General features: G+C 72.3%; 19 protein-coding genes and 1 pseudogene. 11 read left to right on the top strand and 9 right to left on the bottom strand.

What is annotated here, in order from left to right; all coding sequences use genetic code 11:
* Nucleotides 1–1,341 (bottom strand): allantoinase AllB, encoded by a 1,341-nt coding sequence (gene allB, locus MB828_RS41905; RefSeq protein ID WP_301652743.1) that lies wholly within the window; start codon nt 1,339–1,341, stop codon nt 1–3.
* 275 nt (nt 1,342–1,616) lie between these two features.
* Here allB and MB828_RS41900 point away from each other — a divergent pair, with 275 nt between their 5' ends.
* On the top strand, nt 1,617–2,408 hold the full coding sequence (locus tag MB828_RS41900; RefSeq protein ID WP_301652742.1) for an IclR family transcriptional regulator: 792 nt from the start codon (nt 1,617–1,619) through the stop codon (nt 2,406–2,408).
* A gap of 110 nt (nt 2,409–2,518) precedes the next feature.
* Here the strand turns inward: MB828_RS41900 and MB828_RS41895 are convergent, their stop codons facing one another.
* The gene (locus tag MB828_RS41895) at nt 2,519–2,833 is read right to left on the bottom strand and encodes a DUF5955 family protein (RefSeq protein ID WP_301652741.1); all 315 of its coding nucleotides are present in this window, start codon (nt 2,831–2,833) and stop codon (nt 2,519–2,521) included.
* Nucleotides 2,834–2,990: 157 nt separating this feature from the next.
* On the opposite strand from MB828_RS41895, the gene MB828_RS41890 reads away from it, so the two are divergent.
* A complete protein-coding gene (locus MB828_RS41890; protein WP_301652740.1) occupies nt 2,991–3,590 on the top strand; it encodes a nucleotidyltransferase family protein in 600 nt (199 codons plus the stop codon).
* Between the two features lie 185 nt (nt 3,591–3,775).
* On the top strand, nt 3,776–5,398 hold the full coding sequence (gene aceB / locus MB828_RS41885; RefSeq protein WP_301652739.1) for a malate synthase A: 1,623 nt from the start codon (nt 3,776–3,778) through the stop codon (nt 5,396–5,398).
* Nucleotides 5,399–5,570: 172 nt separating this feature from the next.
* Here the strand turns inward: aceB and MB828_RS41880 are convergent.
* The 6 genes and pseudogenes from MB828_RS41880 to MB828_RS41855 form a co-directional block, all read right to left on the bottom strand.
* A pseudogene (locus MB828_RS41880) lies at nt 5,571–5,859 on the bottom strand (SelT/SelW/SelH family protein).
* Complete coding sequence (locus MB828_RS41875; protein WP_301652738.1) at nt 5,856–6,773, bottom strand: HipA family kinase; 918 nt, start codon at nt 6,771–6,773, stop codon at nt 5,856–5,858. Before MB828_RS41875 ends, MB828_RS41880 begins: the two are co-directional and overlap by 4 nt.
* Nucleotides 6,767–8,158, bottom strand: coding sequence for an MFS transporter (locus MB828_RS41870; RefSeq protein ID WP_301652737.1), 1,392 nt, complete (start codon nt 8,156–8,158; stop codon nt 6,767–6,769). Before MB828_RS41870 ends, MB828_RS41875 begins: the two co-directional genes overlap by 7 nt.
* A gap of 26 nt (nt 8,159–8,184) precedes the next feature.
* A complete protein-coding gene (locus MB828_RS41865; RefSeq protein ID WP_301652736.1) occupies nt 8,185–9,432 on the bottom strand; it encodes an acyltransferase family protein in 1,248 nt (415 codons plus the stop codon).
* Between the two features lie 43 nt (nt 9,433–9,475).
* Nucleotides 9,476–11,164 (bottom strand): FAD-binding oxidoreductase, encoded by a 1,689-nt coding sequence (locus tag MB828_RS41860; protein ID WP_301652735.1) that lies wholly within the window; start codon nt 11,162–11,164, stop codon nt 9,476–9,478.
* 475 nt (nt 11,165–11,639) lie between these two features.
* Nucleotides 11,640–12,710 carry a VOC family protein gene (locus tag MB828_RS41855; RefSeq protein ID WP_301652734.1) on the bottom strand — a complete coding sequence of 357 codons (1,071 nt, stop codon included), beginning with the start codon at nt 12,708–12,710 and terminating at the stop codon, nt 11,640–11,642.
* Nucleotides 12,711–13,135: 425 nt separating this feature from the next.
* On the opposite strand from MB828_RS41855, the gene MB828_RS41850 reads away from it, so the two are divergent.
* The 6 genes from MB828_RS41850 (at nt 13,136) to MB828_RS41825 (ending at nt 18,092) form a co-directional block, all read left to right on the top strand.
* Complete coding sequence (locus MB828_RS41850) at nt 13,136–13,579, top strand: MarR family winged helix-turn-helix transcriptional regulator (protein WP_046734646.1); 444 nt, start codon at nt 13,136–13,138, stop codon at nt 13,577–13,579.
* A 451-nt stretch (nt 13,580–14,030) separates the two neighbouring features.
* On the top strand, nt 14,031–15,287 hold the full coding sequence (locus tag MB828_RS41845; RefSeq protein ID WP_301652733.1) for a sedoheptulose 7-phosphate cyclase: 1,257 nt from the start codon (nt 14,031–14,033) through the stop codon (nt 15,285–15,287).
* Entirely contained in the window at nt 15,284–16,201 is a 918-nt protein-coding gene (locus MB828_RS41840) for a cupin domain-containing protein (RefSeq protein ID WP_301652732.1), read from the top strand. Before MB828_RS41845 ends, MB828_RS41840 begins: the two co-directional genes overlap by 4 nt.
* Nucleotides 16,198–16,584, top strand: coding sequence for a cupin domain-containing protein (locus MB828_RS41835; protein WP_301652731.1), 387 nt, complete (start codon nt 16,198–16,200; stop codon nt 16,582–16,584). The genes MB828_RS41840 and MB828_RS41835 overlap by 4 nt, the downstream gene beginning before the upstream one ends.
* 14 nt (nt 16,585–16,598) lie before the next feature.
* On the top strand, nt 16,599–17,507 hold the full coding sequence (locus MB828_RS41830) for an NADP-dependent oxidoreductase (protein ID WP_301652730.1): 909 nt from the start codon (nt 16,599–16,601) through the stop codon (nt 17,505–17,507).
* Nucleotides 17,508–17,615: 108 nt separating this feature from the next.
* The gene (locus MB828_RS41825) at nt 17,616–18,092 is read left to right on the top strand and encodes a MarR family winged helix-turn-helix transcriptional regulator (RefSeq protein WP_301652729.1); all 477 of its coding nucleotides are present in this window, start codon (nt 17,616–17,618) and stop codon (nt 18,090–18,092) included.
* A gap of 42 nt (nt 18,093–18,134) precedes the next feature.
* Here MB828_RS41825 and MB828_RS41820 read toward each other — a convergent pair whose 3' ends face one another.
* Nucleotides 18,135–18,743, bottom strand: a complete 609-nt coding sequence (locus MB828_RS41820) for a TetR/AcrR family transcriptional regulator (RefSeq protein ID WP_301652728.1) — start codon at nt 18,741–18,743, stop codon at nt 18,135–18,137.
* An 86-nt stretch (nt 18,744–18,829) separates the two neighbouring features.
* Here MB828_RS41820 and MB828_RS41815 point away from each other — a divergent pair, with 86 nt between their 5' ends.
* Together MB828_RS41815 and MB828_RS41810 are read left to right on the top strand one after the other, a co-directional pair.
* Nucleotides 18,830–19,597, top strand: coding sequence for an SDR family oxidoreductase (locus tag MB828_RS41815; protein WP_301652727.1), 768 nt, complete (start codon nt 18,830–18,832; stop codon nt 19,595–19,597).
* 97 nt (nt 19,598–19,694) lie between these two features.
* On the top strand, nt 19,695–20,087 hold the full coding sequence (locus tag MB828_RS41810; RefSeq protein ID WP_301652726.1) for a hypothetical protein: 393 nt from the start codon (nt 19,695–19,697) through the stop codon (nt 20,085–20,087).
* Nucleotides 20,088–20,137: the final 50 nt, after the last annotated feature.

Here is a 20,137-nt window from a genome sequence, read left to right as displayed (position 1 = left end):
TCAGGGGGTGCGGGTGAGGAGGCGGCCCCTGGGGGCGGTGAACTCGCCGTCGGCGAGGATGCGTTCGCCGCGCAGCCAGGTCGATCTCACGACGCCGTGCAGGGTCCTGCCCGCGTACGCGGTGACCCGGTTGCGGTGGTGCAGCCCCGCCGGGTCCACGGTGAAGGTCTCGTCCGGCGCGAGGACGGCGAAGTCGGCGTCCCGGCCCACCGCGATGGCTCCCTTGCGGCCGTCGAGGCCGACGAGCGCCGCCGTCCGGGCCGACATCCAGCGCACCACGTCCTCCAGACCGTGACCGCGCCCGCGGGCCTCGGTCCAGACCGCGGCGAGGCTGAGCTGGAGGCCGGAGATACCGCCCCACGCGGTCGCGAAGTCGGCGGTCTTCAGGTCGGCCGTGGACGGTGAGTGGTCGGTGACCACGCAGTCGATCGTGCCGTCGGCCAGCGCCCGCCAGAGCAGGTCCTGGTTGGCCGCCTCCCGGATGGGCGGGCAGCACTTGAACTCGCTGGCGCCGTCCGGGACCTCCTCCGCGGTGAGGGTGAGGTAGTGCGGGCAGGTCTCGACGGTGATCCGTACGCCGTCCCGTTTCGCCTGGGCGATCAGCGGGAGCGCGTCGGACGAGGACAGGTGCAGGACGTGCACGCGCGCGTCGAGGCGTTTCGCCTGGGCGATCAGCTGGGCGATCGCGGTGTCCTCCGCGTCGCGCGGGCGGGAGGCCAGGAAGTCGGCGTACTTCGGACCGCCGTGCTGCGGGGCGGCCGCCAGGTGGTGCGGGTCCTCAGCGTGCACGATCAGCAGGCCGTCGAAGGTGGTGATCTCCGCCAGCGACCGGGCGAGCCGCTCCTGGTCGAGGTGCGGGAACTCGTCGACGCCGGAGGGCGACAGGAACGCCTTGAAGCCGAAGACGCCGGCCTCGTGCAGCGGGCGCAGGTCCTTGACGTTGTCCGGCAGTGCGCCGCCCCAGAAGCCGACGTCGATGTGCGCCTTGTCGGCGGCGACGGCCTGCTTGACCCGGAGGTGGTCGACCGTGGTGGTCGGGGGGAGGGAGTTGAGGGGCATGTCGACGAGGGTGGTGATGCCGCCGGCGGCCGCCGCGCGGGTGGCGGTCCAGAAGCCCTCCCACTCGGTACGGCCCGGGTCGTTCACGTGCACGTGGGTGTCGACCAGGCCGGGCAGCAGGACGTCGTCACCGAGGTCCTCCAGGCGGGCGCCCTGCGGGAGCGGGGCGTCGTGGGGCAGTACGGCCGTGATCGTCCCGGCGGACACGGCGACCGAGGCGGCCCGTGTCCCCTCCGGGGTGATGACGCGCGTCGAGCGCAGCACCAGTTCAGCGTCGGACACCCGGACCCCTCTCTCTGCCGCCGTTTTTACTTCCGGGAAACGGGATTTACACCCATGTAACGGAATTCAACGTTCTGTTGAAGGAGTCTTCACTCCCGCCCCCGCGCCGTCAAGGGCACACCGCAATCCGGGGCGCGCTCAGGCGCCCACTCTGGACGTTTCCACAAGGCGGAATTACAATTCCGGCAAGCAGAACGTAGCTACGTACAACCAGGGAGTCAACCGGCAGCCGGGTAGGCTTCTGCTCTTCCCGTCAGTCCCGAAAGGAACGCGCCGTGCCGACGTCCAGCGCCAGCACCTCCGGCTCCGCCAAGTCAAACGGCGGCGGGGTCCAGTCCCTCGAGCGCGCCTTCGATCTGCTGGAGCGGATGGCGGACGCGGGCGGCGAGGTCGGCCTGAGCGAGCTGTCCGCGAGCAGCGGGCTGCCGTTGCCGACGATCCACCGGCTCATGCGGACGCTGGTCGCCTGCGGCTACGTACGGCAGCAGCCGAACCGGCGGTACGCGCTCGGGCCCCGCCTGATCCGGCTCGGGGAGTCGGCGTCGCGGCTGCTGGGCACCTGGGCGCGGCCGTACCTCGCACGGCTGGTCGAGGAGACCGGGGAGACGGCGAACATGGCGCTGCTCGACGGCGACGAGATCGTGTACGTGGCGCAGGTGCCGTCCAAGCACTCGATGCGGATGTTCACGGAGGTGGGGCGGCGGGTGCTGCCGCACTCGACCGGGGTGGGCAAGGCGTTGCTGGCGGGGGTGCCGGACGCCGAGGTGCGGGCGCTGCTCGCGCGGACCGGGATGCCGGCCGCGACCGAGAAGACGATCACCACTCCTGAGGGGTTCCTGAACGCCTTGGCCGAGGTGCGGCGGCTCGGTTACGCCGTGGACGACAACGAGCAGGAGGTGGGGGTGCGGTGCCTGGCGGTGTCCGTACCGGACTCGCCCACCGCCGCGGCCATTTCGATCTCCGGGCCCGCGGGGCGGGTCACCGAGGCGGCGACGGAGAAGATCGTGCCGGTGTTGCAGCAGGTGGCTGTCGAGTTGTCCGAGGCGCTGGCGAGTTCTGGCGCCTGAGGGGTGGGGCCGACAGGAGCGTGGGCGGGTGCGGGTACGTGAGGGCTGGTCGCGCAGTTCCTCCCCCAGCCTTCGGCCGGGGGTACCCCCAGCGCCCCTTCGGGGCGCGCTCACGTGCGCGGGGTTTCGCCGAACAGGTCCACTGCCTGGCGCACGCCCGACAGGCCGTGTGACAGTGCGCTGACCGAGCCGATCGCGCCCGCGATCAGTAACAGGGAGCTGCGCAGGCGGGGGATCTCCGGGATGCCGCCCGTGGCCATCGCCGCCAGGGCCGCCAGTTCGTCCTCGGCTATCGCGCGGTCCGGGAACTCGGCCGGGTGCGCGGCCAGTTCGCGGCGCAGCCGGGAGACCGCCGTGCGTAGTTCCGTGATCCTCGGATCCTCGTCGCTGCCGGTCACTGGCCTCTGCCCCAAGCTCCGCAACACAGCTCTCCCCCCCCTCGCCAGGTGTCCCGTGGCGCTGGTCGGGCGTCCGGGGACGCGGGTCAGTAAACGCCCTTCCGCACGGAAAGCGCTACAGCGCGGACCGAAATTCAGCCCCGCGGAACCGGCCGTCCGACCCGTCGTCGGGTATGCAGGACGCATGACGGACACGCATCACCAGATCGCCGGGCTGCTGCTCGCCGCAGGCGGCGGCAGACGGCTCGGCGGGCGGCCCAAGGCACTGCTGACGCACCGGGGACGGCCGCTGGTGGAGCACGCGGTCGGCGAGCTGCGCGCGGGCGGCTGCGGGCCGGTCCACGTGGTGCTGGGGGCCCGTGCGCACGACGTCCGGGAGCGGGCCGCACTCGACGGCTGCGTGGTGGTGGAGAACCCGTGCTGGGCGGCGGGCATGGGGTCCTCGCTGCGGGTCGGGCTGGAGTCGCTGGCCGGAACCGGGGTACGCGCCGTACTGGTGGCGCTGGTGGACCAGCCGGGGATCGGGGCGGCGGCGGTGGCACGGGTCGCCGCGGGGTTCCGGGACGAGTCGTCGCTGGTGTCGGCGGCCTACGCCGGGGTGCGCGGGCATCCCGTGCTGTTCGGCGCCGGACACTGGGCCGGGATCGCCGCGAGCGCCACCGGGGACCGGGGCGCCCGCGCCTACCTCAAGGCCCATGAGGCGGCGATCGCGCTCGTCGAGTGCGGGGACGTCGCCGCGCCGTACGACATCGACACCGAGGCCGATCTGAGCCACCTCGAGTGAACGGGGCGACACTGGGCGCCACCTTCGCTCGACTCGAAGAATCTCGACGTCAACAAACCATTGAACTTCCACAATGAGGAAACTAGTATCCACTGTTCAGAAGCACCCGGCCCCCTGATCGGGTGTGCTTCGCTCCACCCGGAACGACTGGCACCCGGTGCCACCGCTGAAGGAAGTGACAGCTCATGTCCGCACCAGCGCCGTCTCCGCCGGCCATCGTCGACGCCACGCCCCTGCCCCGGCAGGAGGAGGTCCTCACCGACGCGGCGCTCGCCTTCGTCGCCGAGCTGCACCGGCGGTTCTCGCCGCGCCGTGCCGAACTCCTCGCCCGCCGCGCCGAGCGCCGCGCCGAGATCGCCCGCACCTCGACGCTCGACTTCCTCCCGGAGACCGCCGCGATCCGCGCGGACGACTCCTGGCGGGTGGCGCCCTCCCCCGCCGCCCTGAACGACCGGCGGGTCGAGATCACCGGACCCACCGACCGCAAGATGACCATCAACGCCCTCAACTCGGGCGCCAGGGTCTGGCTCGCGGACTTCGAGGACGCCTCCGCGCCGACCTGGGAGAACGTCGTCCTGGGCCAGCTGAACCTGATCGACGCCTACACCCGGAACATCGACTTCACGGACCCGGCGAGCGGCAAGTCGTACGCCCTGCGTCCGGACGAGGAGCTGGCCACGGTCGTCATGCGGCCGCGCGGCTGGCATCTGGACGAGCGGCACATCGAGGTCGACGGCGAGCAGGTGCCCGGCGCCTTCGTGGACTTCGGGCTCTACTTCTTCCACAACGCCCGTCGGCTGCTCGACCTCGGCAAGGGACCGTACTTCTACCTCCCGAAGACCGAGTCGCACCTCGAAGCCCGGCTGTGGAACGACGTGTTCGTGTTCGCGCAGGACCACCTCGGCATCCCGCAGGGCACCGTCCGCGCCACCGTGCTCATCGAGACGATCACCGCCGCGTACGAGATGGAGGAGATCCTCTACGAACTCCGCGACCACGCCTCGGGGTTGAACGCCGGACGCTGGGACTACCTGTTCTCCATCATCAAGAACTTCCGTGACGGCGGACCGAAGTTCGTCCTCCCGGACCGCAACGCGGTGACGATGACCGCCCCGTTCATGCGGGCGTACACCGAACTCCTCGTCCGCATCTGCCACAAGCGCGGGGCGCACGCGATCGGCGGCATGGCGGCCTTCATCCCGTCCCGCCGGGACGCCGAGGTCAACAAGGTGGCCTTCGAGAAGGTCCGCGCCGACAAGGACCGCGAGGCGAACGACGGTTTCGACGGCTCCTGGGTCGCCCACCCCGACCTGGTCCCGATCGCGCTGGAGTCGTTCGACCGGGTCCTCGGCGAGAAGCCGAACCAGAAGGACCGGCTGCGCGAGGACGTCCACGTCGAGGCCGCCGACCTGATCGCGATCGACACGCTGGACGCCAGGCCGACCTACCCCGGTCTGGTCAACGCCGTTCAGGTGGGCATCCGTTACATCGAGGCGTGGCTGCGCGGACTCGGCGCGGTGGCCATCTTCAACCTCATGGAGGACGCCGCGACCGCCGAGATCTCCCGCTCCCAGATCTGGCAGTGGATCAACGCGGGCGTCGAGTTCGAGAACGGCGAGAAGGCCACCCCCGAGCTGGCCCGCAAGATCGCCGCCGAAGAACTCGCCGCGGTCCGCGCGGAGATCGGCGAGGAGGCCTTCGCGGCGGGCCACTGGCAGCAGGCCCACGACCTGCTGCTCCAGGTCTCGCTCGACGAGGACTACGCGGACTTCCTGACCCTGCCCGCGTACCAGCGCCTCAGGGGCTAGGGCCTGTCTGACAATTCGCGTCGTCGCCCGAAGGGCGGCCGCGCGGCGTCAGGTGCGTGCTCTCGGCATGCCGGCCCCAGGCCCTCGTACTGGGCGTACTCGGGTCTTGGGGCCGGTGCGGCGAGAGTGCGTGCATGGCGTCGCGCGGCAGACGCCAATTGTCAGACAGGGCCTAGGGAGCGGCTGGTCCGTCCGAGTGGCCCAGGGGCTTCCCCGGGGCCACTCGGTCGCGTACGGCCTGCTTGACGGCCGTGGGCTCGGGGAAACCCTGTTCGCGCCGGTCCCACACCACCTCGTCACCGACCCGGACGACGAAGACGCCGCCCTTGCCGGGGCCTGAGCGCCAGTTCGGTCAGCTCGGTCTCGAACGTGGTCAGCAGTTCCTGCGCCAGCCAGGCCGCCCTCGGCAGCCAGCGGCACTGGGTGCAGTACTCGATCTCGACGCGCCGGCTGTCGTTCATCCGAGGTGCACCGACCAATCCTGTTGGGCCGCGGGTTTTCCGTGCAGGTCGGGCACCTGCTTCAGCCAGGCCGGGCGGCCCTGCCGGCTCCTGGCCGCGCGGGCGGCCTCCTCGGACGCGAGCTGGTCGCGGCCCGGGAAGTCGGTGGGGAGCCAGCCGGCCGAACTCCGCACCCGTGCCAGCAGGTAGCCGACGTATGCCTCGCGGGTCTCGTCGGGGGTGCCGAAACCGGAGTCGGAGTCGGTGAGCCAGGCGTCCGGCACCTCGTCGAGGATGTCCCTGAGCAGCCGTTCGGTCACCCGCGGCGCGAGTTCGGCGTCGGCCGCCCGGGTGTCGGGGCCGTACCGGCCGAGGGCGTGGTGGCGGAAGTCGTACGCCTTCTCCGGCGTCGAGGTGTCCCAGCGGTGGTGGAAGACGAGGGCGGCACCGTGGTCGATGAGCCACAGGCGGGGCGGCGCGATGCCGAGGGTCGGCCAGACCATGAGGTTCGAGCTGTGCACCGTACGGTCGACGTTGACGGTGAGGGCGTCCAGCCAGACGATCCGGCCCGCCTCCACCGGGTCCACGGGGAAGATCTCGGCGATCTCCGGGGTGAAGTCCTGCGCACCGGGCAGGAAGTCCATGCCGAGGTTCACTCCGGCGCTGGAGGCGTGCAATTCGCGCACCTCCTGGTGCGGCTCGTGCGCGGCGACGGCGGGGTCGAAGCGCACCGTCACCAGTTCGGGGAAGCGCAGCCCGAGCGCTCGCGCCAGCTCCCCCACGACGACCTCGGCGACCAGCGCCTTGCGCCCCTGCGCGGACCCGGTGAACTTCACGACGTACGTCCCCAGGTCGTCCGCCTCCACGACCCCGGGCACGGAGCCGCCGGAGTGCAGGGGCGCGACGTAGCGAGTCGCCGTGACCTCTCTCAGCATGCCCGCCCCTCCCTTCCGGTCCCCGGCGTGAAGTGACCATGGTAACCGCGCGTGACAGCCGGCGGGGGCGCCCGGTGCCGGGGGCGGTCGGCCGGGTCCGACCGCCCCGCGCGCACTGCCCCGTCCCGTTCCCGGTCCGCTGCCCCGCTCCGACGCCGGCGGCCCGGCGTGGCCAGGGCGAGCAGCAGGGCGGCCGCGGTCAGGGCGGCACCGGCCGCGGCCACGGAGGGCACGGCACGGCCGTGTGCCAGCAGGACCCCGCCGAGCCAGCTGCCGAGCGCGATACCGACACAGAACGCCGAGTTGTTGACGGTCAGCGCCATGGTCGGCGACGACGGACCGGCCGCGGCCACCATCTGGGTGTTGAGGGCCGGGACGGTGGCGAAGTAGGCGGCTCCCAGCAGGCAGAACAGACCGGCCACGGCCCACTTCCCGGTGACCGGCAGGCCGAGCAGCAGCAGGCCGGCCGTGGCCGCGCCCAGTGTCACGAGCACGGTCCGGCGGGGGAAGCGGTCGGCGGCCCGGCCGCCGGCCGTGTTGCCGGCGATGCCGCCGGCACCGTAGAGCAGGAGCAGCACGGTGACGGCCCGCGGCCCGAAACCCGCGGACTCGGTGAGGTACGGCGAGGCGTACGTGTAGAGAGCGAACACCCCTCCCGTGCCGAGCACGATCACCAAGGCGACGAGCAGCATCGGCCCCGCCGCCCCGAGCCACCCGCGCGCTCCACGGTTCACCGCGCCGCCGCGCGCTCCACGGTCCGCCGCCCCGCCGTGCCGTCCGCCGGCCGCCGTCTCCCCGTGGGGGACGGTCGCCGCGGGGGCGGCGGCCGGGGGCGGTGGGGCGTCGGGCACCGTGCTCAGTGTCAGCAGCAGCGCGGCGGCCAGGCTCAGCGCGGCCAGCGCCCAGAAGGTGGCGCGCCAGCCGAAGGCGTTCCCGATCAGGGTGCCGGCCGGGACGCCGGCCACGCTGGACAGTCCGATGCCGAGGGTGATCTTGGCCCCCCAGGCGGCCCTGCGGTCCGCGGGCGCCATGTCCCGTGCCGTCGCGACGAAGGCGGCGATGAGCGTGGAGTGCACCACCGCGCTCGTCACCCGGCCGGCGACGAGCCAGCCGAAGCCGGGGGCGAGCGCGGCGAGCGCGTTGCCGAGGACGAACACGCCCATCATGCCGGGCATCAGCAGACTCCGGCGGAACCGTGCCGTGACCGCCGTGACGAACGGGCCGAGCAGCACCACCGCGAGGGCGTACACGCTGATGAGCATGCCGACGGCGGTCAGCGAGACACCGGCGTCCCGCGCGATCGCGGGCAGGATGCCGGCGACGACGCTCTCGGCGGTGCCGATGCAGAAGGTGCAGAGCATCATCGCGAAGACGGGCAGCGGCATGGTGGCGGTCTCCTTGTCGGCGCGGGTCAGGTCGTGCCGACGGTGACGGCGCGGTCGCTGTCGTCCCGCGGCGGCCGGGAGGGGTCCGGAGTCGCCGTGGCGGACGCCTGCCGCGCCGTCCGGGCGCGGCGCGCCCATGCCCGTACCGCGGGCCGCTCGACGCCGACGAACAGCAGCCAGGCCAGCAGCAGGCTCACCGCAGCCACGAGGGCGGCCACGCCGACGGCCACGGCGGGCGAGTGGGCCGTCCGGAAGCCGAACCGTTCCTGCGTGACGGACAGCAGGATCTGGTGCACCAGGTAGAAGGCGAACGACACCTCGCCCAGCCACACCCAGACGCGTCCGCTCACCGCGGTCCCCCGGCCCTGCGCGTCCCGTGCCGCGGCGGCGGAGATCAGCAGGGCGAACGGGACCACGACGACGGCGTTCAGGGAGAAGAGGAAGGGGACGTACAGGCTCGCCGCGTACGCCGCCACCGTGAGCGCCAGGGCCGGCAGCACTCCCGGTCCGACCCACCGGCCCGCCAGCACGATCCGCGCCATCAGGATGCCGAGCAGGAAGTCGAGCACCCGGACCGGCGGGAAGATGTACACGAGCCACATCTGGGTGATCGAGTGCCCGTACAGCGGCGAGTTGGCGTGGTGCGGCCCGAACGTCTGTCCGGTCGGCAGCAGTTGCACGACCAGCGGCAGCAGCACGATCGCCGCACTTGTCCCGGCGGCCCACCACCACAGCCGTTCGGCGCGGATCCGGCGGACCGCGCTGTTCAGGGCCGGGAAGAGCAGGTAGAAGACGAGTTCGCAGGAGAGCGACCAACTGGGGTTGTTGATGCTGAAGAACACGTCGTCGCGCGGTATCCAGGCCTGTAGCAGCAGGAAGTTGGGGATGCCCCGCCCCCAGGTGGCCGACACGTAGGCGTAGGAGGCCAGCGCGAGGAAGAAGGTGACGACGTGGTTGGGGTAGATCTTGACCAGTCGGCGGCCCCAGAACGCGCGGGAGGTGTCGTTGTCCCTGGCCGACCAGGTCAGTACGAAGCCGCTGAGGATGAAGAAGAAGGTGACACCGGCCCAGCCGCCGTTCTTCAGGGCGGAGGCGAACGGGCCGTGGCCCTCGCCGGTGGTGGAGTAGGCGTCGAGCAGCGACAGGTGGAACAGGAAGACCAGGAAGGCGGCGAAGAACCGCATCCCGGTGAGCGAGGGCAGCCGGGACGCGCGCCCCGGCACGGCGGAGGCGGTGGATCCGGCGCCGGCGGATTCGGCGGGAGCAGTGGACACGAGGATCACCTCGGTGTGTGAGAGGGGGCTGGGGTGGACGGGGTCACGCGGGCCGCACCGACTGCGCGTGCCGGAAGAACCCGGTGGGGTCCCAGGTGGCCTTCACCTTCTGGAGCCGCCGGTAGCCGTTCTTGTAGTAGAGGTCGTGCCACGGCACGCCCGAGGTGTTCCAGCGGGGATCGGCGAGGTCGACGTCGGCGTAGTTGACGAAGCAGCCGTCGTTGGTCTCGTTCGGCACCGGCACACCGCCGGTGGCGGCGAACATGTCCCGGTAGCACTCCCGGACCCAGGCGATGTTGGCCTCGTCGTCGGCCGCGTCGTCCCACAGAGAGACGACCTGGTACTTGAGCACGGAGTCGCGCTGCGGCACCGCCGTGTCGTCGGGGGCGACCCGGTTCACGTTGCCGCCGTACGAGGCGATCATGAGCAGCGCGCCCGGGTTGTGGAAGTCGTCGCGGGTCAGGTGCCGGTACGCGGCGGCGATCTGGACGTCGGAGTAGGTGCGTCGGGCGTAGACGGACTTGCCCTTGAACCTGACCGTGGGGTCCGGACCGGTGAAGCCCGGCCACTGGGTGGCGTGCAGCCACGGCACCCGCCGGTACTGACGGACCTCCGGCGTGACGCCGACCCCGGCACCGACCTCGGACACGTAGTTCTGCAGCAGCCGTTCGGCACTGGGGGCGCCGGCGTCGATCAACGAGTCGAGCACGACCGCGCCGGCCGACTTGTGGAAGGGCTTGAGCTGGCTGAACAGGGCCGTGTACGGGGAGTCCGGCGCGCTGTTGCGGGTGTGCCAGTCGCCGTGGTTCCACATCAGCCGGGTGAAACGGGCCTCGGTCAGCTGTTCCCAGGGCCAGGCGACCTCACTGAGCCACACCTCTCGCGGGGGCGTGGGGAGTTGGGCGGCGGGATCGCTGCCGGTGGCGTCCGGGGAGCGCAGCCAGTAGCGGGTGACCACACCGAAGTTGCCGCCGCCGCCTCCGGTGTGGGCCCACCACAGCTCCCGGTTGGGGTCGTCGGGTTCGCGGGTCGCGGTGACCGCGCGGGCGGTGCCGTCCGTGTCGACGACCACGACCTCGATGCCGTAGAGGTGGTCGACCGCCAGTCCGTCGCGCCGGCTCATGGCACCGTAGCCGCCGCCCTGGATGTGTCCCCCGGCCGCGACGGTCGGGCAGTTGCCGGCCGGGAGGTAGACGCCCCAGCCCTTGTAGAGGCGGTCGTAGACGCGGCCGAGTTGGGCGCCGGGCCGGACCGAGAACGCCCGGCGCCGCGTGTCGTAGGAGATCTCGTCCATCCGGGAGAGGTCGAGGACGACGGTGATGTCCTGGTCAGTGGTGAAGTTCTCGTAGCAGTGGCCGCCGCTGCGGACGGCCAGTCGCCTGCCGGAGTCGGCCGCCTGCTGCACGGTCCGCACCACGTCGGCCGTGGATGTGGCCAGCACGATCCGGTCCGGGCTGCCGACCCAGCGCTGGTTCGTACCGCGCCGCAGGTCGGCATAGCGCCGGTCCGCCGGGCGCACGGTGACGGGCTCCGGGTCCGCGGCGGCGGGGGCTGCCGGGTGGTCCGTCCCGGCCGCTACGGCGGGCGTCAGACCGGCCGCGGTGACCGCGAGCGCACCTCCCGCGGCGGCGGTGCCGGAGAGAAAGGTCCGACGGTGCACGCGCCGGCTCACCGGGACGGCGGCGAGGGCGGTGGGGGCGGAGTCGGGGGGTGTGAGTTCGGGCGAAGACATGAGCGAGTCCTTGCGGTGATGGGGTGGTGACGATGGAAAGGCGCGCGGAGGACTGCGCGCGCGGTTCGTACACGAGGCCCGTCGAGGCGAGCCCCGTTCGTGCGGAGTTCGTACACGGGGCCCCTGGGCGCGGGCTCCGTTGGTGCGGCGTTCGTACACGGGGCTCTGGGCGCGAGCCCCGTTCGTGCGGGGTTCGCTCGCGGGATCCGTACGTGCTGGGTGCGTGTTCGCCGGGTCCGTCCGGGGGCCGGCGGCGGCCCGCGTCGGCATGCCGTGCGGGGCCGAGCTGGGTGCGGCCGGTGCCGGCCCGGCCGGGAAGGTTCCGGCGTGGCGGGGACCCGGTTCCCCGCGGGTCGGTCGCGGGTGGGGGCGGCGGTGATGCCGTGCCGGGCGGCCGGCCCTGGCCGGTCAGGGGGTGTCGGGGCCGTACGAAGAAACGTTTGCCCTTAGGGTGCGCGGCAGTTGGGGCCCGGCGTCAGGGGCGGTCGTGCCAGCGCAGGCCGCCGGGTGTGGCGCGGCGGGCCGTGGTCAGGGTCTCGTACGGCAGTGTTCCGTCCGGCATGTTGATGATCTCCATCTGGATGCCGATCGGGGTGCTGAAGTACAGCCAGCGGTCACCCGCGATGGGGCCCTCGGTGATGGTCTCCGGGTCGCCCATCAGCCGTACGCCCCGCTGCTCGCGGAGATAGGAGGCGGCCGCGTCCACGTCGTCCACGTAGAAGGCCAGATGATGGCCGCCGACGTCGCTGTTGCCCGGCGGCCGGGACCGCAGCGCGCCCGTCCCGCTCTGGGTCAGTTCGCAGTTGGCGGTCGGCCCGGTGCGCAGCAGCGTCCGCCGGGACCGCTCGGCGCCGGGCGGCCAGTGCCCCTCCGCCCCGTCCGTCGCACCCTCGGTGTGCTCCACCGGTTCCGCTCCGAGCACGTCGGTGAAGAAGGCGGTGGCGGCGTCCAGGTCGGCGACCGTGTAGCCGACGTGTTCCACGCCGAGCAGGCCCAGCGACCGCTGGACGGCGTTCGCGTACCGCGCCGGACCGGGCACGAAGCCCCCGTGGGAACGCGGCCCGGGGCCACGCAGCGAGAGCAGCATGCCCCAGGGCGTCAGGAACCAGCGCCGGGCCCCGTCGAGGGCGTCCGGCGGACCGAGGCGGACGGTGCCCGCCCGGCGCAGGTGCTCCTCGGCCAGGTCCGGGTCCGCCACCGCGAGGGCGAGGTGGTGGCCGCCCACGTCGCTCGGGCCGGGCGTCGCGACCGACTGGCCGGGGGCGGTGTACTGGAAGAGCTCCAGATTGCTGTACGGGCCGAGCCTGACCAGCGCGACCTGGGCCGTGGCCCGTGGATGGACGCCCAGTTTGCGGGTCATCCAGTCGCCGACGGGGTCCTCGACCGGCCCCTCCCGGTAGCAGAGTTCGCCTCCCAGCACACCGGTGACGTAGGCGATGGCCTCGTCGAGGTGCGGCACCGTGAAGGCGTAGTGGTCCACGGCCCGCGCCGTGGGCAGGCCGGAGAGCACCGGTGTGGACGACGACGCCGTGCCGGTGTTGAGCATGGTTCCCCCTTGGAATGGTGCGCCGGGTGCTGGGCACCGCACGGCAACACGAATGCTCGGACTGCGGCCACCTGCTCGCGACCAGGGGCCGGCCGAGGGCGACAGTATGGCAATGTCGATGCGCGCGCAAGGAACAAAGGTGCCGACCGAGCTGGGGTCGACCACCCCGCATGGCATCTCATCTGGGGTTTTCCCATGCAGAAGTTGCTCGTCGAATGGTCACCGGCTCAAGGAACCATGAATCTCTTTGTGCGGGCATGTAAAAGCCGGATGGCAGGAGGGTTTCCTTGGTTGCCACCGCCTCGTACCCTGGGTACGGCCTGCCCGTCCCGGCCGCCCCGGGACCGAGCCTGCCCCTCCCTCACCGTGCCCGGAAGGTCCTCCGGCGGACGGCGGAACCCTCGGGCACCCCGAAAGGCGACATCATGCGAACGCGCAAGGAAGACAGCGTCGAACTGTGGAGCCAGTTGTCGGTTCTCGTCGCCGAGGTCGGGACGACGCTGGACCGCAGGCTTTCCGAGGACTTCGACCTGGGCCTCACGGACTTCCTCGCGCTGCGGGCGCTGAGCAACGGCGACCCGGCGGGCATCCGCATGAACGAACTCGCCCAACTCCTCGGCCTCAACCAGTCGTCGGCCACCCGTGCCGCCCAGCGCCTGGAGACCCGGGGCCTCGCCCAGAAGGGGGCCCACGGGACGGACCGCAGGGGCGTGGTGGTGCGCATCACGGACGCCGGCCGGTCCACGGTCGCGGACATCGGCAACCTCTTCCGCCGTGAGGTCGGCATGGCCCTGGAGGTGGCGTCCGTGGACAGCCGGACCAGTTCGGTCGTCGCGCGACTGCGGTACGCCCCGACCCTCGACCAGTAACCGCCGCCGGCCAGGCCCCCCGTCGAACGAACGGGGGGCTTTTCACGTCCCAGCCGGCACGCCACCTCCGGACGCACCGCCGCACCGCCGCACACTGCCGCACCGACACGAGGCGGACGACCTCATTCCTTGCGGAAGCATGCATGCGTTGATCACTTCAAGCCATCCCGGATCTCCGCATCCGGTCAATTCACGCAGACAGAGACGCATTTATCCACACCTCCGGGTCGGCTTTCGGCCGCCCAGCCCGTCGAAATCCACATCATGTCCTTGCGTGCGCATCGAACGTTGTGTCAGGGTCGACACGGCGACGGGGGGCAGGCCACGGTGAGGTGGCCGGATCCGGCGCACGCGGCCCTGAGGGCTTCGCGGCGCGGATCATCGAACGAACTGCCCCGACCGGATTCGCGACGAACCCGAACCGAGACTCTTCGTCGGAGGCGGAAGCCTGATGCAGCAGGAAACCCGGACCACACGTGACAACGACGGCCTTTTTGCCGTGGGCAGCCCGGTCACTCACTGGTCGGTGCAGACCAGCAACCCGGTGCAGTACGAGATACGGGCCTGCGAGAACCTGCTCGACCCCGAGAACACCACTATCCTGGAGGATGCCCCGAGCAGTGGCGGCCAGCGGCGCTTCGTCGTCACCGACCGCGTGGTCGACGAACTCTACGGCGACCGGATCCGCGCCTACTTCGACCACCACGGGGTCGGCCACCGGGTGCTGGTGCTGGACGACGGCGAGACGCACAAGTCGGTGAACGCGGTGCTGCACGTGGCCGAGGCCCTCGACGCCTTCGGCATCGACCGCCGCCGTGAACCCGTCATCGCCATCGGCGGCGGCGTGCTCATGGACATCGTCGGCTTCGCCGCCAGCCTCTACCGGCGCTCCACTCCGTTCATCCGCATCCCCACCACCCTGATCGGACTGGTGGACGCCGGAGTCGGCGCCAAGACCGGCGTCAACCACAACGGTCACAAGAACCGGCTCGGCACCTACTTCCCGGCCGACCGCACCCTGCTGGACCGGTCGTTCCTGGCCACGCTCGACGCACGGCACATCAGCAACGGGCTGGCGGAGATTCTCAAGATCGCGCTGATCAAGGACGCCCGTCTGTTCGACCTGCTCGAACAGCACGGCGCCGATCTGCTGAGCACCAAGCTGCAGAGTCCGGCGGCCGTCGGCCCCACCCCGGCCGACGTACCGGTGGACCAGCGGCTCGCGGCCCGCGGACTGCACCTGGACCCCGCGACCGAGGTGGTCGAGCGGGCGATCCAGGGGATGTTGGAGGAACTCCAGCCGAACCTGTGGGAGAAGGTCCTGGAACGGGTGGTCGACTACGGGCACACGTTCAGCCCGACCATCGAGATGCACGCGCTGCCCGCGCTGCTGCACGGGGAGGCCGTGGCCGTCGACATGGCGCTCACCACGGTCATGGCCGAGCGCCGCGGACTCGTCAGCGCCTACCAGCGCGACCGTGTCCTCGAGGTGATGGCCCGCCTCGGGCTGCCCGCCTGGCACCCCCTGTGCACGCCGGAGGTGCTGGTGGACGCGTTGCGCGACACCGTGCGGCACCGCGACGGCAAGCAGCGGCTGCCGCTCCCGGTCGGCATCGGCAGCGCCGTGTTCGTCAACGACGTCACCGAGGCCGAACTCGGCGCGGCGGCCGAGGTGCTCGGCACGCTGGTCTCGGGAGTCTCCCGGTGACCAGCCCGGCCACCACCACCCCCGAACCAGCCACCGGCACCTCCGAACCGAGCACCGGCATTCCCGAACCGACCGCCGCTGCCTCCGAACCGGCCACCGACCCCCGGCCGACCACCGCTGCCTCCGAACCGGCCACCGACCCTTGGCCGGCCCCCGGCCCCGAACCGGTCGGCGGTCGCCCCCGTGCCTTTCGTTCGATCGGGACCGTGGCCGGCGCCGCGACGGTCTACGGCGTGCACGGCGCCGCCGGGCGCACGCACTGGAAGTGCTTCGCGGGCCGCCGCCAGCTCCACTCCGCGACCGAGGCCGTCGAATGGGCCTCCATCCCGCCGGGCGGACTCAGCGGGGAGCACCGCCACACCCGTACCGAGGAGATCTACCTCGTCCTGCGCGGACACGGGGAGTTCCTCTTCAACGGCGCCACCCACCCCGTCGGGCCGGGATCGCTCGCCCTGACGGCGCCCGGGAACATCCACGGGCTGCGTAACACCGGGGCCGTCGACCTCGACTGGTGGGTCATCGAAACACTCGCACCCGGCACCGACGCCGTCCTGTCCGGAGCCGATCTCAGCCACCCGGGAGTTCCCCCTATGGGCGACGCAGTCATCCACGACCTCTTCCGTGAAGGGACCGTCGGCACGGACGGCGTCTTCACCGGCCCGCTGCGCCAGGTGGCGTCCGTCGAGCTGGACGCGGGTGAACAGACCCGGCTGGGCTCGCCCGACGCGGAACTCGCCGTCTTCGTGCACGACGGCACGGGCCGGGCGACCGCCGACGGCACCACGGCCGACCTGGCACCGGACACCTGTGTCACCCTGGCCGCCGGTTCGTCCACCGCGTTCGAGGCCGTCACCCCGCTGCGACTGCTGGTCGTGACCCTCGCCCTCCCCGGGCACCGGGCGGAGGCGTCGTGATCATCTCGACCACCGCCGAGGCGGTGCTCGCCGACGTGGGCGACGGTCCGGCGGGAGCGTGGACGTGCCTGGTGCGCCGGGGAATGCTGCACAGCGAGTGCGAGGCGGTGGAGCACTGGCGGCTCCCGCCCGGCGCGGCCCTCGCGGCGACCCCGGAGCACGGCGTGGAGGAGGCGGTCCTCGTGCTGGAGGGTGACCTGCTGCTCGGTACATCCACCGGCGAACGTGCCGTGCGGGCCGGGCAGTTGGTGCTGGTACCGCACGGCCGGCGGGCCCGGCTCACGGCGGCCGGGGGCCCGGTACGGCTGCTCACCGTCCGCACCCTCGCCGCCTCGGTCACCGACCGGCTCCCCGCCCGTGTCCCCGAGTTGGTCCCCTCCTGAAAGCGAACAGGCAGATGCGTGCTGTGGTCCTGACCACCTATGGCGGCCCGGACCGGCTCGCCGTCCACGAGGTACCCGAACCGGCCCGTCCGGAACCGGACGGCGTGCTGATCCGGACGGCCGCGGCCGCGGTCAACCCCGTCGACCTCCAGACCCGCGCCGGCCTGCACGCCGGACACAGCGCCGTCCGACCACCCATGGTGCTCGGCTGGGACGTGGCGGGCACCGTCACCGCGGTGGGCGCCGAGGTCACGGGGTTCGCGGTCGGTGACCCCGTCGTCGCGATGTCCGCGCAGATGGCCACCGGACGCGGCACCTACGCGGAGACGGTCGCCCTCCCGGCCGGCATCGTCGCGCCCGCCCCGGCCTCGGTCGCGCTGTCCGCCGCGGCCGGGCTGCCGCTGGCCGGGCTCACCGCCTGGCAGGCACTGGAGGTCCTCGCCCTGCCGGCCGGTGCCTCGCTGCTGGTCACCGGCGCGGCCGGCTCGGTCGGTGGGCTGGCGGTGCAGCTCGCCCGGCTGCGCGGGCTGACGGTGGTGGCCCAGGTCCGGTCCGCCCGGGACGCGGACGAGGTGGTGGCCCTGGGCGCGGACCGGGTGGTGCACGACGTGCCCGCCTCCGGGACCGACGTCGACGGCCTGTTGGAGACGGCAGGCCTGCCCGGGGCGATCGGGGCGGTACGGGACAACGGGAGCGCGGTCTCCATCGTGCCCACCCGGCTGCCGGTCGCGGAACGCCGCATCAGGGTCGGTGTCTCCCACGTGGAGCAGGACGGCTCGCGGCTGGCCGCGCTCGGCGCCCTGGTCGACCGTGGGGAGCTTCGGCTGCGCACCGCTGAGGAGTTCGGGTTCGAGGAGGCGCCCGAGGCACACCGGCTGCTGGCCGCCGGCGGGGTGCGGGGCAAACTTCTGCTGCTGCCCTGACCTGGCCGCCGGACGTCCGGCGGCAGGGGCCGCACGCAGACCCGACACCGGGGGACGGAAACGGAACGCCGGGCCCCCCGAGACATAAGGACCGAGGACAGCGACGCCGTGGCAGAGCCGCACGACGATGACGACCGGGCCCGGGACACCGAGAGCATCTCCCGGCTGTGGGAGCGGGTCGTACCCATGTTCTCCCTGTTGCAGGGGCGGATGGACCGTACGCTGACGCACCGTCACGGGGTCGGCGTGGGGCCGCTGATGGCCTTGGGCGTGCTGGTCCGCGAGCATCCGGAGTCGGTGACGGTGGGCGGGGTCGCCCGGCGGCTGGGTCTGAGTGTCTCGGCGGCCAGCCGGATGCTCGCCCACCTGGAGCGCGCGGGCTGGACGGTCCGGGTGGCCTGGCCCTGTGACCGGCGTACCAGCCGGGTCGCGGTCACGGACTCCGGGTTGCGGCTGTGGAGCCGGGCCAGCGAGACGCTCGACCGCGAACTGGACCACGCCTTCGGGACGTTGCGGTTCGACGAGAAGTACGCGCATGTCGTGGCCCGCCTGTGCCGGGCGCACGAGGACCCGCCCGCACGCTGACCGCGGGGCGGCGGGCGGCAAGGCGGCGGGGCGGCCCTCACCTCAGGAGGACGGGTCAGGCCAGACCGCCATGGCGTACGCGGCCACGCGGCGCAGCTCTTCGGTGGTCGCCCCGTCCCGGGCCTGCTGGGACAGGCCCTGCACGACCGCGGCGAAATAGACGGCCAGGGCCCGGGTGTCGGTCCCCGTGGGGAGCGAGCCCAGGGCCTTGGCCTCCTTCAGGCGCTCCTCGAAGGACCCGATGTTCGCCGCCCTGCGGGTGCGCAGGTCCCGCTCGACGTCGGCGGTCCCCGGGGAGTAGTTGGTCGCAGCGGAGATGACCAGACAGCCCGCCGGGTGCGTGGGATCGGTGTAGGACACCGCCGCCTCGTCCAGCATCCGGGCGAAACCCGTACGGGCGTCGCTCTCCTCGGCCAGCGCGTTCCCCATGAACGCGCCGAAGGTGCTGCCGTACCGGTCGACGACCTCGGTGAAGAGGGCTCGCTTGTCGCCGAAGGCCGCGTACAGGCTCGGCGGCGAGACGCCCATGGCGGCGGTCAGGTCGGCGACGGACGTGCCCTCGTAGCCGTGCTGCCAGAAAAGCAGCGTGGCCTGGACGAGTGCGACCTCGCGGTCGAAACTCCGCGGCCTGCCGCGCTTGGTCGTAGTCATGCCTGGATTTTACAGCGATCGCTAAAAAATGCGTGTAGGCTAAATACGTAGTCATCGCTACAGAATTCCGGGACGAAGGGAAGACCATGGGCACGCTCACGGGGAAGACGGCACTGGTGACGGGAGGCAGCCGCGGGATCGGACGGGCGATCGCCGAGCGGCTCGGCGCCGAGGGAGCGCTGGTGGCCGTGCACTACGGGCGCAACGGCGCGGCCGCCGAGGAGGTCGTCGAGGCCGTCCGGGCCAAGGGCGGCAGCGCCTTCGCGGTCCAGGCCGAACTGGGCACCCCCGGCGACGTGGCGGCCCTCTGGGAGGGCTACGACCGCCAGGCCCTTGAGCACTCGGGCAGCACCGACCTCGACGTGCTGGTCAACAACGCCGGCGTCACCCCGCGCGGCGAGATCGAGGACACCACGCCCGAGGCGTTCGACGAGGCCGTCGCCGTCAACATGCGCGCGCCGTTCTTCCTCGCCCAGCAGGGGCTCAAGCGGCTCCGGGACGGCGGGCGGATCGTCAACATCTCGTCGGGCGCGACCCGGATCGCCCTCACCGACATCATCGCGTACGCCATGACCAAGGGCGCGATCGACGCCTTCACGCTCACCCTCGCCAAGGCGGTCGGCGGCCGTGGGATCACCGTCAACTCGGTGGCCCCCGGCATCGTCGACACCGACATCAACGCCTCCTGGCTGCGGGGCAACGAAGCGGCTCAGCAGTCCGCCGCCGAGCTCTCGGCGCTGGGCCGGGTGGGGCGCCCCGAGGACATCGCCGACGTGGTCGCCTTCCTCGCCTCCGACGACGCGCGCTGGGTGACCGGGCAGGTCGTCGACGCCACCGGCGGCTCCCAGCTCTGACCGGCGGCCGCCACCGGCCGGGACCGAAGCCATGCACGGGTGTCAACGGGGACACCGCGATCACACGCACGACCGACACTCTGCAGCTGGAGGCCCCATGCACGTCGTCATCGCCTGGTGGGACAAGCGACGCACCACCGCGGCCGGCACCGCCCGGCCGTGCCCGTCCGGACCGGCGGGCAGCCGCCCGGCGGGCACCCGTCCCGCGGGCACCCGTCCGGCGGCCCCCGCGTTCGGCGGCGCACTCCCGGGTGAGTTCCCCGGTCTGCGGAGCGGCCGGTGGATCACCGATCCGACGGCCGACCTGCAGGGCCTCGCACTGATCTGGGACTCGGCGGCCAGCGCGGACCTCTTCCTGCCCGCCCTCTCCGAGCGGACGTTCGGCTGCGCGCCCTCCCACCGGTGGGTCTTCGAGGTGCGCGACGCGGCGTCGCCCGACGAGGGTCCCGAGGGGCTGCCGGGCGAACTGGAGCTGCTGCTCCACGCCTGACCGGCACCCGGCCCGCCGGCCGCGGACGACAGTGGCCGGCGGGCCGGGTG

It is taken from the genome of Streptomyces arenae, from assembly GCF_022343545.1.
In the GTDB taxonomy this organism is placed as follows: Bacteria; Actinomycetota; Actinomycetes; order Streptomycetales; family Streptomycetaceae; genus Streptomyces; species Streptomyces humi.
This window is presented reverse-complemented; position numbering and strand designations above follow the sequence as displayed.